The 11,147-nt window shown below is 72.6% G+C and carries 8 protein-coding genes; 2 read left to right on the top strand and 6 right to left on the bottom strand.

The features are described from left to right. Both AOK08_RS22680 and AOK08_RS22675 read left to right on the top strand, forming a co-directional pair. On the top strand, positions 1-430 hold a 430-nt coding region (locus AOK08_RS22680), incomplete at its 5' end, for a hypothetical protein (RefSeq protein WP_055529193.1). Between the two features lie 412 nt (positions 431-842). Beyond that, positions 843-4,241 (top strand): ATP-binding protein, encoded by a 3,399-nt coding sequence (locus AOK08_RS22675; protein WP_198539346.1) that lies wholly within the window; start codon positions 843-845, stop codon positions 4,239-4,241. 31 nt (positions 4,242-4,272) lie between these two features. Here AOK08_RS22675 and AOK08_RS22670 read toward each other — a convergent pair whose 3' ends face one another. From AOK08_RS22670 to AOK08_RS22645, 6 genes are all read right to left on the bottom strand, one after another. Continuing rightward, on the bottom strand, positions 4,273-5,385 hold the full coding sequence (locus AOK08_RS22670) for a zinc ribbon domain-containing protein (protein ID WP_055529189.1): 1,113 nt from the start codon (positions 5,383-5,385) through the stop codon (positions 4,273-4,275). 4 nt (positions 5,386-5,389) lie between these two features. After that, positions 5,390-6,016 carry a phage tail protein gene (locus AOK08_RS22665; protein ID WP_063794116.1) on the bottom strand — a complete coding sequence of 209 codons (627 nt, stop codon included), beginning with the start codon at positions 6,014-6,016 and terminating at the stop codon, positions 5,390-5,392. Next, positions 6,013-7,968 (bottom strand): putative baseplate assembly protein, encoded by a 1,956-nt coding sequence (locus tag AOK08_RS22660; protein ID WP_055529187.1) that lies wholly within the window; start codon positions 7,966-7,968, stop codon positions 6,013-6,015. Before AOK08_RS22660 ends, AOK08_RS22665 begins: the two co-directional genes overlap by 4 nt. Beyond that, the gene (locus tag AOK08_RS22655; RefSeq protein ID WP_055529185.1) at positions 7,968-8,438 is read right to left on the bottom strand and encodes a GPW/gp25 family protein; all 471 of its coding nucleotides are present in this window, start codon (positions 8,436-8,438) and stop codon (positions 7,968-7,970) included. Before AOK08_RS22655 ends, AOK08_RS22660 begins: the two co-directional genes overlap by 1 nt. A gap of 48 nt (positions 8,439-8,486) precedes the next feature. After that, on the bottom strand, positions 8,487-10,247 hold the full coding sequence (locus tag AOK08_RS22650) for a VgrG-related protein (protein ID WP_055529183.1): 1,761 nt from the start codon (positions 10,245-10,247) through the stop codon (positions 8,487-8,489). 112 nt (positions 10,248-10,359) lie between these two features. Then, positions 10,360-11,073, bottom strand: coding sequence for a CIS tube protein (locus AOK08_RS22645; RefSeq protein ID WP_055529181.1), 714 nt, complete (start codon positions 11,071-11,073; stop codon positions 10,360-10,362). Positions 11,074-11,147 lie beyond the last annotated feature (74 nt).

The raw sequence follows: 11,147 nt of genomic DNA, 5'->3' as shown, positions 1-11,147 counted from the left end.
GCACACCCCGGCCGCCCTGGCCCGCAGGCTCGCCGGGTTGCCTTCGGCGGACGGCGCGGTGGAGCCCGCCAGGGCGGCCGGGGTGTGCTCGGACGCCTACCAGATCGGCACCACCGGCTACGTCAAGCGCGCCGGTCTGACCGTCGCGTCCGTCAAGCAGTTCTACTCGCCGTCCTGCGGCAGGAACTACGGCTACGTCTGGGTCTGGGACAGCTTCCGCGACGCCGTCGGGGACTACGACGTGACCTCGGCCGTCTACAGCTACTCCCGGGACGAGGTCCTCGGCAAGCACTCCTGGACGAACACCAGCGCCCAGGAGTTCTGGTCCAGCGGCACCAGCACCGTGAACGAGTGCACGGCCGGATCGGGCACCGTACGGGCCGCCGGTGACCCGGCGCCGGTCGGGGGCTACTCCAGCAAGCGCTGCTGATCCACGCCCGCGCCCACGCCCACGGCGGGGGAGGTGCAGGACGGCTTCCCCCGCCGTATGCCGCCGTATACCGCCGTATACTGTTTATGGAGATCGGCGCCGTATATGGACTAAAGCGGGATTGGTGATGGCCGAGGCCACTCCACTCAATACTCGATTTCCTGTCGCCGGGAAACCTTCGAGGTCTCCGCATTCTTCAAAGGTGACGCCAAATCACATCGCCCCGAATAACACGCTGACAGCCCCCGACGAAATCGGGGGACCTTCTATTAGGCTGCGAGCATGTCAGTCACTCGGGGCACTGAGCGTTTGCGGTGCGGACCACCCGACGGTAGGGCGCAGGGGAACACACTGACGCGGCCCGACGGGAAACGCCTGGGTCGCGCGACCGCCTCCTCGTCCCATGAATGAAATGCCAAAACCGCCCCAAGAGGGCAGCGAGGCCCAAAGGCAGGGAATTCTCCAGGCTCTGGGCGACGCCATGGGGGGCACACCCACCGCACTGCTGGTGGAGGGCGAGGCGGGTATAGGGCGCAGCACCCTGCTCGCCGAAATGGCCAAACATGCCGAGAACGTCGGCTTTTCCGTGGCGCACACCCGGCTGCCGCCCGCCGAGAGCCAATCCGCCCACAGCGCGGTACGGCGGTTGCTCGGCTGTCTCTCCCCGCCGGGCTCCGCGCCCGACCACCGCGAGTTCGAGCGGGCCCTGGCCGTGGCGTCGGAGGGTGCTCCGGTCCTGCTGGTCCTGGACGATCTCCACTGGTGCGACGGGCCCTCCCTCGACCGGCTGGGCCGTGTGGCGGACCGGGGCCGCACTCCGCAGGTCACCCTGCTGGCGAGCGTACGGACGGGGGAGGCGGTCGCCGCTCCGGCGCCGTTCGCTGATCTCGCCGACCGCTGTCGGCGTACCGCCCTCGTCGGTCTGGCCCCCGCGACGGTCGAGCGGCTCGTCCGGTCCGCCCTGTCCGAGGGGTGCGACCCGGTGTTCCTGCGCGCGGTCGTCCGGGAGACCGGGGGCAATCCCCGCCTCCTGTGGTCGCTGCTCGACGAGCTCATCGGGCGCGGAGCGGCCCCCGACGAGGAGACCGGCCGGCATCTGGCCCGGTACGCGCCCGAGTCCGCGGCCGAGGACGCCTACGCGCGGATGCGCGGCTTCGGCCGGTCCGCCGTGTCGATGGCGCAGGCGGTCGCCGTGCTGGGCGAACACGCGGAGCTGGCGATCGCCGGGCGCCTGGCGGGTCTGACCGACGCGGAGGCGACGTCCGCCGTCGACCGGCTCGTACGTCGGCAACTGCTGGTGAACCAGCAGCCGCTGGCGTTCCGCCGGCCCCTCATCGCGGCGGCGATCGAACGGTTCCTGCCCGTCAGCACCGCGGACAAGCTGCACTCCCGGGCCGCCCGGGTACTGCACGAGGCGGGGGCGGAGAAGGCGGAGGTGGCCGAGCACCTGGTGCACACCAGCCCGGGGATCGACGCCTGGGCCGGCGAGATCCTGCACGACGCCGGAGTCGACGCGATGGCCGCGGGCAGACCACGGGCCGGGGAGCGCTATCTGCGGCGGGCGCTGCGCGAGCCCCGGCCGTGGGCGCCACGGTCCTGTCCGGCCGTCGACCCGGCCGGGTTCTCGCCGGAGGACGCGGCCTGCGTCGACATCGCCAGCCATCTGGCCGGCGCCCTGCTGATGTTCGGGCGCGCTCAGGAGGCGCGGACGGTGCTGGACCGTACGGCGCTGCGGCTGTCGCGGGTGGAACCGCTCGCGCTGCGCCTTGAGGCGCAGGCCATGGTCACGGCCCTGGTGGACATGGAGCCCGCGGTGGAGATGAACCGGCGGGCGACCGGTCTGAGCGGCCGGGAGGGGCAGGACACGATCGCGCGGCTGTGCCTGGACACGGTCCGCGCGGTGCAGTGCTGCCGCCACGGCGGCTCGGCCGACGAGGCACGGGCACTGGCCCTCGGCGTCCTCACCGGGCCCGCGCCGGGCCATTTCCTCGACCGCATCCTGTACTGGGCGAACGTGATCACGCTGAGCCGGGTCGAGGACGACGACTCGGCACTCCACTACTGCGACCTCGGGGCCCTCCAGGCCGACAGCGAGGGCGACCAACTGGGCTCGGCGATCGCGTACGCGGTGCGGTGCCGGCTCCTGTACCGCGTGGGGCGGCTCGGCGAGGCGCTGGAGGCGGCCAGGAGCTCCACCATCCTGCTCAAGCGGTCGGGGGTCGACGTACGGATGTTCCCCTGGCTTCAGGAGCAGAGCCTGCTGGCGCATGTCCTCGTCGAGCTGGGCGAGACGGCCGAGGCGGGCCGGCTGCTCGGCGTCGCGGCCAGCCCCGGGCAGCCGGGCGGGCCGCGACCACCCGGCGAACTCGGTTCCGGGCGGGGCCAGTTGCTCCTGGCCCGGGGGGACGCGCGCGGAGCGATGACCGAGTTCCTCGACTACGGCGCCCTGCTGCTGAGCCACAACATCCGCGGGGTGTCCTACGGTTCCTGGCGGTCGTGGTCGACGCGGGCGTTCGCGGCTCTCGGCGACCAGGAGAAGGGGAAGGGGAAGGGGAACGGGCATCAGGGAGAGGGAGAGAGCGAGGGTGAGCGGGAGGGCGGGGGCGAGGGGGAACGGGAGCGTGCCCGTCGGCTCGCCGAGGCCGAGTTGGCGCTCGCCCGCCGCTGGGGCCGGCCGAAGGCGGTCGGCACGGCCCTGCATGCCTGCGCCCTGGTGGCCGGCGCCGAGGACGGGCCGCGTCTGTTCGAGGAGGCGGAGGCCGCGCTGAGCGGCCCGCACGCGCGGCTGCCGCTGGCCCGGGTGCTCGCCGACCACGGTACGGCGCTGCGCCGCCTCGGACGCGACCGGGAGGCGGTCCCGCTGCTGCGCCGGGCCGCCGAACTCGCGGCGGCGTGCGACGCGGTGCCCCTGGCCGAACACGCCAGGGCGGAGGCACGCCGGGCCGCGGCGGGGGCCGAGGGACCGACGCGGGCTCCGGCCCCGGTGCCGGTACCTGGACCAGTACCGGGACCAGTACCGACACGCATACCGACACCGAAGACGGCGAGCCCCAGCGAACCATCCACCGCTGCCGCTGCCGCCGCCGGCGCCGTTCCGCCCGTTCCCCAACTGGAGATCCGCTGCTTCGGGGTGTTCCAGGTACTGCGCGGAGGCCAGAAACTGGACTGCTCGGCGCTGCGCCCCAAAGTCCGCGCCCTGTTCCAGTTGCTGGCCATCCACACGCCACGGCTCGTGCACCGGGAGCGCCTGCTCGACGCGCTCTGGCCCGATCTGAGACCGGAGGCGGGCATACGCAATCTCCAGGTGGCCATCTCCCAGTTGCGCGGTTTCCTCGAACCCGAGGCGGGACGCGGCGACCACCGGCTGCTGCTGCGCGACGGCGAGTCCTATCGCATCGCCCTGTCGCCCGGCGACGAGTGCGACGTACGGGAGTTCGAGCACGCCGTGGCCGACTGGCGGCGCATCCGGGGCAGCGGACGTACGGAGGAGATCGCCGACACCCTGCGGGCCGCCCACCTCTGGTACGCGGGAAGCCTGCTGCCCGAGGTCGGCCCCGCCGAGTGGGTCGTACCGGAGCGCCAACGGCTGCGGATACGGGCCGCCGATGTCGCCGGTGCGCTCGCCGAGGCCGAACTGGCCCTGGGCCGACCGGCCGAGGCGTCCGAAGCGGCGCGCCGCAGCCTCGAACTGGACCGCTACCGCGACCGCTCCTGGCAGCTGCTGGTCGCAGCCCACCGCGAGGCGGGCAGCACGGCGGCGGCGGAGCGGGCGCAGCGGGAGTACGAGCGGGTGATCCGCACCCTCGACTGACGGGACGTTGTCGATGTGTCTCACCGCCGCGTCATCGCCTTCTGCGGAATTCGAGTTCGCCGACTGCGGTGAGGCGCCTCGGGGCTTCGCCGTAGGCCGAGGTGATGGTCAGGCGGACGCGGGTCACGCCCTTGATGGCCAACTCGAAGTCCTGTGGGCCGTACTTGTCCTGGAGTTCGATGCGCCGGGTGACGGTCCTGCCGCCCGCGACCCATGCCTTCAGTTCGCACACCGAGGGCCTCGCCTGCTTCAGGAAGTCGTCCTGCCGCTCCCCGGAGGCACCGGAGAGCACCACGAGGTGGAGCAGATCGAAGGCGCCGGAGAACTCGGCCTCCACCCACTGTCCCTTGGCCGGATTCCTCGGCGCCCACCAGTTGGTCCAGGTGCCGTCGGCCGCGTAGGCGGCCGGATGCCCGGTCGCGCTGCTGGAGGCCTTGACGGTCTTCGGGGTGACGGGGGTGGTCTCGGCGACCCGGTCGCGTGCGTCGCCCAGCAGCCGGGAGACGTACGGCACCGCCGCGTAGACCCCGCCGCCGAGCACCCCGAGGACGACGAGCACGCCGATCGCCCGGCGGGCCGTGGCCCAGCCGCCGCTGCGACGGCCCAGCCTGCGCCGACGGCGCCCTTCGCGGAGACGGTGCGTCAGCCGCTGCCACCACGAGGCGCTCACCTCGGCGGCGGGAGCGTCCAGCGCGCTGCCGCAGCGGCGGCAGAAGCGCCGGCCCGCCGGGTTGGCCGTGCCGCATCCGGCGCATTCGACGTCGTCCGGTGCGCGGACGTGCCCGTCCACCGCGCCGCGTCGCCGCTCGACCCGCTCCAGCGTCGGTGTGGCGGGGAGCACCGGACCGGTGGTCTGTTCCGGTGCGGGGACGGCGGAGGCCGCCGGGGCTACGGGCGCTACCGGCGCTACGGGGGGCGGTGCGACCGTTGTGGCGACCGGGGTCTCGGTGGTGGCCGGGGACCCGGAGGTGGTCGCGGGGGCGTCCGCCTCCGCCGCTTCCTCGCCGGACCTCTCCCCGTCCGTGGAGGCCGTCGCCGACGCCGTCGCCGTCCGCTCGCGGCGCCAGGCGGTGAAGGCGCCGCAGGCCCCGCAGAAGTCGTCGCCGCCCTCCTGCGGCGCACCGCACTGCTCGCATGTAGCCACCTGCTCAATCTCTCCGTTCTTGCTGGTCGGGGCCGGGGTTGTCCTCGGCGTCCTCGGCGTCCTCGGGGTCCTCGCCCGGCTGGATGGCCACCCCGACGACGCACGGGACGTGGGCCGGGCGGTAGGCATCGACAAGTGCCCGTAGCTTCCACTCGGGCACTGTCGTCGGGTCGTTGGTCCAGACCACGACTGTCGGAATCGGGGGGTTCGGCTCCTCGAACGTTCCCCCGGGGGTCGGTGACCACGTGGTGCCGCCGCTGTCCGCGATCACCGCCTCGACGCCGAAGACCAGCCTGATCTGCTCGGCCAGCCCACGTGCCGTCCCGCGCAGCCCGTGCCGCCCTACCGCCCCGGCCACCAGCTCGCGGCGGCGCGCGGCCGGCAGTCCGCGCGGAAGGTCGGCGGCCAGCCAGCCGCCCAGCCAGTCGACGAAGTCCTCCGGGGCGAGAAAGGGGTCGAAGTAGGCGGGGAGACAGTCCAGACAGGACAGGACCGGGGCGAGTACCTCGTCGAAGGCGGCGACCATCCGGCGGGCGAAGTCGTCGTCGGAGTAGAGGAGGGGAAGCCGGTCGCCGAACGGCAGCGGCGAGTCCAGCCCGGGTACGGCCCGGCGGGCCGGGGCGCCGCTCACAGTTCCTCGGCCAGGAGCTGGTGCTCGAAGGAGATCACCAGGGCCCGCGGGTCCACCTCGATCCGTTCGACCGGAGCGCCCCGCTTGCCGGTGAGCGGATCCGCCGGGAACAGCTTCAGTTCGTCGACGAACGCCACGCCGGGCACCGACTGGAGCACCGCGTGTGCCTCACCCGCCAGGACCGGGCGGCCGAAGGGCCAGCCGGCGCCGTCGGGCCCGCCGACGAGCGGGTCGAAGTAGCGGTAGAGGGCGTCGAGCGCGCGGTCGCGCACCCCGAGGGCCGAGGTCCCGTGTTCGGCGGCGAGCCGGGCCACGACGGTCACCCCCTGGTACAGCGGCGGTTCGACCATGAACCGGGCGCCGAGCGGGCGCCGGTCCTCCAGGTAGCGTGCGATGTCCATGAGCATCCGCTTCGGCGGGACGAGCAGCTCGATCCGCAGTCGGCTCCCGTCCGCCGACACCTCGGCCTGGACCTGAGGGACGACCAGTACGCGTACGGCGCCCGGGGGGTCCCCCTCGCGCGCGGCCAGGGCGCGGATCCGGGCCGCTCCCGGGGCCGCCCGGTGGGCGAGCGTCTCGATGTCACGGGCCGTCACGGCCCGGTCCTGGGAGCCGAGTTCGATCGGGGCGCGCAGTTTGGCGTTGTCGACCGACTCGCCGTCCAGGCCGCCCGAGGCGGGCTGGCGGTTGTCGGTCCGGGCCACGTACGGGATGGAGCTGCGCAGCACGGTCAGGGTGTGGGCGCCGACGTTGCCGTGCCGTCCGCCGCCGGTGCGGTAGCGGCGTACGCGGACCTGGGCGCCCTTGGGCGGCACGGCGCCGCAGCGGCGCAGCGAGCCGTCGGGGTCGCGCAGCGCGGGCCCGAACGCCACCTCGCCGAGGGTCCGGTCGAGCTGGACATGGCGGTCGCCCGGTCCGCTGGCGCCGAACGACTCGACCTCGGTCCACTCCTCCCAGCCGCCGTCCTCCCCGGACACCTCGACGACCAGGGGCTCGTCGTCCGGCAGCACCGGCGGCCGGGCGACCGTGAAGCGCTGGCCGGGCACGCCTTCCGTCTCGCCGAGCCGCTCACCGGTCACCAGTTCGGCGTGGACCGCGGGGGCGGTGCCCCCGATGGTGAACGCCGTGACCCCTTGCAGCACCGGGGAGGAGGAGTAGAACGGCTGGTCGGCACGGGGAGGCAGGACCCGGCAGCGCAGCCATCCCGCCCGCAGGCCCAGGAGGGGTGCGAGGGCGTGGCCGCCGGGGACGTGCAGGATCACCTCACCGGGCCGGTTGAGCCCGCCGGTGTCGTCCCGCTCGATCTCGCAGGCCTGCCAGTTCGCCCCGTCGAAGGCCTCCCAGACCAGCGGCGGACGGCGCGGGTCGACGCCGATGCCCTCCATCCGGCTCTCCAGGCGCAGGACCACCGCGCACTGCGGGACGGCTGCGGAGAGGCCGATGAGCAGCGCGTTCCCGGGCTCCGGCTGGGCCTGGAAGCAGCTGACCTCGAGGCCGTCGGCGAGTTCCTCGGTCCGGTCCCGCGTCCCCTTGGCCTGGGTGAGCAGATACTCGTACGAGCAGGGCACGACCGCCAGATCCCTGGTCGTGGCGAAGACGAGCGCGTCCTCGGTCTCGGTGCGCACCGTCGCGATCTCGGTGTTCTCGGGGAGCACCACCGTGACCTGCTGCGGTGCGGAGAGCCAGAAGGTGACGTCGGTGCGGGCCGGGACCGGCGGGAACAGGGTGACGCCGATGAGGTCCAGGAAGGCCAGATAGTTCTTCTCGGGAACCCGGTTGAGCCGGTAGAGCAGTTGGTCGGTCATGTGCGCGAACGCCTCGATGAGCGTGACCCCGGGGTCGGAGACGTTGTGGTCGGTCCACTCCGGGCAGCGCTGCTGGATGAAACGCTTGGCTTCGTCGACCAGGTGCTGGAAGCGCCGGTCGTCGAGGTGGGGGGCGGGCAGGGCCATCAGCGGGCACTCTCCTGGATGCTCGGCGCCGCGCCGGGACCTGGACCGTTGTCGGGACCGGCTGCGGGTGCGTCGTGCGAGGGGATGACGTAGAAGGGGAAGACGAGGTTGCGGGGGTTGTTGGTGCCCCGGACGGTGTAGCGCACGTCGATGTAGAGGGTTCCGGACGCGTCGTTGGCGTCGGGGGTGACGACGACGTCGTCGAGTTCGATCCTCGGTTCCCAGCGGTCGAGGGAGCTGCGCACCTCGTAGGCGAGGCGCCCGGCGGTGTCCGCGTCGGCGGGCGCGAACACGTGCTCGTGGATACGGCAGCCGAACTCGGGGCGCATCGGACGCTCGCCCGGGGCGGTGCCGAGGATGATCCGGATCGACTCGACGATCTCCTGGTCCCGGGCGACCAGGGCGATGCCCCCGCAGGCGTCGGTGTGCAGGGGGAAGGCCCATCCGACCCCCACGAACTGTTCGGCCATTGCTCGGCTACTCCACTCTCTTCCGGTCGCGCTTCTGGTCGCGGCGGGTCAGTTGATCTGCACGGTCGGGGCTTTGATGGCGCACTGGCTCTTGCCTTCCACCGACACGGTGGAACCGGATACGGCGACCGAGGCGCCCTTGAGCTCCAGGGCCCCGGAACGGGCGTCGAGGGTGACGCCCTCACCGGCGACCGTGACCTTCTTGGCCGCGGTGATGTCGACGGTCCCGTCGCTGTGCACGGTGATCGTCGTCTTCTGCCGGTCCAGCTCCAGCTTCAGCTTTCCGTCCCCGCTGGACACCCGGACCCCACTCGGGCCGTTCGCGGTGTCGAGCAGCTCCAGCCGGTCCCCGGCCCGCGAGGCGAGCGACCTTCGGTTGACCTTGCCGCTGGTCCCGTCGACGAGCGGGGTGTCATGAGGTGACGGCTTGTCGACCCCGTTGTAGAGCCCGCCGATGACGTACGGCCGGTCCAGCAGCCCCTGCTCGAAGGCCACGAGGACCTCGTCGTTGACGTCGGGACTGAACACCCCGCCGCCACCCATGCCGCCCCACTGCACGGTACGCACCCAGTCACTGACGTACGCGGTCCCCGAGTCCCCCGCCAGCCAGGGGAACCTGAGCCGCACCCAGCCCTGGCCCTCGCGGTCCTTGGGCGCGTTGACGTCGGTCACCACACCCACCGCCACCCCCGGGATACGGGGTGAGCGCGCCGCCGCGACCGCGCCGGTGACCACTCCGTACGAGGTCCGGTTCTGGCGTCCGCTGACGGTGAGCCAGGTCTCGTAGCCGAGACCGGGGCGGTCCAGATGCCTGCTGGCGGTGACCGTGTACTTGCCGTCGAACGGAGCGCCCGCGCCGGTCAGCGCGACCGCGACCCCGCACCGCAGCCGGGGGTCGCCACGGACGACCACCTCCAGTTCGGCCAGCGCCGCCGACACGTCCTCGGCCAGCGCCCTGGACACCCCCTTCACCTCGGCGTCGCTGCGGTACGGGACGTCCGCGACGACAAGTGGCGCCCCGCCGAAGGACTTGGCGGCCTGGCTCGGCGTGACGCCCACGGCGACGGTGCCGCTCTCGCTCACCTGCGTCTCACCCAGCAGCGCCTTCTTCTCCTGGACGCTCCACCCGTGGACCCGGACCCGGTCGACCTGGTTGACCGAGGTGACGGACGAGCGGACCGAGAGGACGTTCTCGGCCATCCTGATCACATACGGGCTCCGCCGCCGCGCCCCCGCGCTCCCCGCCGACGGTGCCTTGGAGGCGGGCGTGGGCTTGCGGAACTGGAACTTTCCCTCCTCCACCAGCACCTCCCGGCCGTTCTCGGCGGCGAGGGAGAGAAGGAAGTCCCAGTCGGAGACGTTGGGTTGGGTGACGAGCGGATAGGTGGTCGTGGTGGCGTCGATCCGGCCGACGGCGATCCGGGCGGCGGTGACGACCTTGCGGGCGATGTCCGAGGCCGTCATGTTCGGGTACGCGGCCACCCGCCGCCCCCGCTGCAACCGGTGCCCCTGGTCGAAGGCGCGCACCGTGGTGAAGGTGCCGGTCCCGTCGAACTCGGCCTCCAGCGCCACGACCTCACCCTCGAACAGCCGCACGGCACTGCCCGCGCCGTCCGCTTTGGCCGAGACCTTCAGCGCGGCGCCGATCACGATCCCGGACTTGCGGAGGAAGATCCGCTCGGGGTCGCGATAGCGCAGTACGGCGGCGGCCGGGGCCGCGTTGCCGTCCTCGATCCGGACATGGACCGGCAGTTCGCGGAGCGAGGCCGGCAGCGGACGGGGCGCCTCCACCAGGAATTTGGTCGTCATCGGCTCACTCCCCCGGTCACTTCACCAGTCACATCCGCCGTCACGTCCGCCGTCACTTCGCCTGTCACATCCGCCGTCACATCGCATGTCACATCGCCTGTCACTTCGCCTGTCACTCCCCGTCGCCCAGCTCGGCCACTGCGGGCAGCAGGATCTCCGTGCCGGGGCGCAGCCTGGTCGGGTCGTCGATGTCGTTGGCCTGCGCGATGACCCGCCACACGGTCGGGTCCCCGTACTCCCGGTGGGCCAGCATCTCCAGGCTGTCGCCCTTCACCAGACGGTGCACCCGCCGGGCGTGCAGCGCCCCGGAGGTCGGGTTCTGCCCGGGAACCGGCCCAGCCGCCTCGGTCAGGGCGACCGTGCAAGTGGCCCTGAGCGGGGTGCCGTTGGGGTCGAAGAGCGAGTAGGTGGCCTGGACGTCCTCCAGGTACCCGAAGAACGAGACGCTGCTGAAGGACCCCCAGGTGAACTTGACCCAGGGCGCGGACGGCGAGTCGGTGGCGCTGCTGCGCTCGGTGGGCGCACACCAGTCGATCAGGGTCTCCACGGCCTGCTGGACACTGTTGTCGTGGGTCGCGGTGGCGTCCAGGAACAGTTCGGCCGACAGCCTGCGCGGATGCGTACCGACGAACTCGGGTACGCCCACCTCCTTCGCGCTCTTCGCCACATGCCGCACCCAGCCCGCGCCCTTGCCCAGGCTCAGCGAGGCCGGATTGAACTGGAAGGGCACGTCCTTGCCCACCTGCGAACCGGGAGGTTCGCCGGGCTGCCTGGGCGGTTCGTACGCGGTCAGCTTGGCGCGGGCCAGGGCGGTCAACGGAAACAGCTCCTCTCGGTGGGGGTGGGTTGGTGGTTGGGCTGATGGTTGGGCTGATGGTCGGGTTGGTGGTCGGGTTGGTG

It is taken from the genome of Streptomyces graminilatus (genome assembly GCF_001418565.1).
GTDB lineage: Bacteria > Actinomycetota > Actinomycetes > Streptomycetales > Streptomycetaceae > Streptomyces > Streptomyces graminilatus.
Note: the sequence above shows the minus strand (reverse complement) of the source record. Positions and strands in the feature narration are given on the sequence as shown.

Excerpts from the sequence above, each read along its gene's own strand:
- AOK08_RS22655 (WP_055529185.1), bottom strand. The coding sequence starts at position 8,438 with ATGGCCGAACAGTTCGTGGGGGTCGGATGGGCCTTCCCCCTGCACACC.
- AOK08_RS22650 (WP_055529183.1), bottom strand. The coding sequence starts at position 10,247 with ATGACGACCAAATTCCTGGTGGAGGCGCCCCGTCCGCTGCCGGCCTCG.
- AOK08_RS22675 (WP_198539346.1), top strand. The coding sequence starts at position 843 with ATGCCAAAACCGCCCCAAGAGGGCAGCGAGGCCCAAAGGCAGGGAATT.
- AOK08_RS22660 (WP_055529187.1), bottom strand. The coding sequence starts at position 7,968 with ATGGCCCTGCCCGCCCCCCACCTCGACGACCGGCGCTTCCAGCACCTG.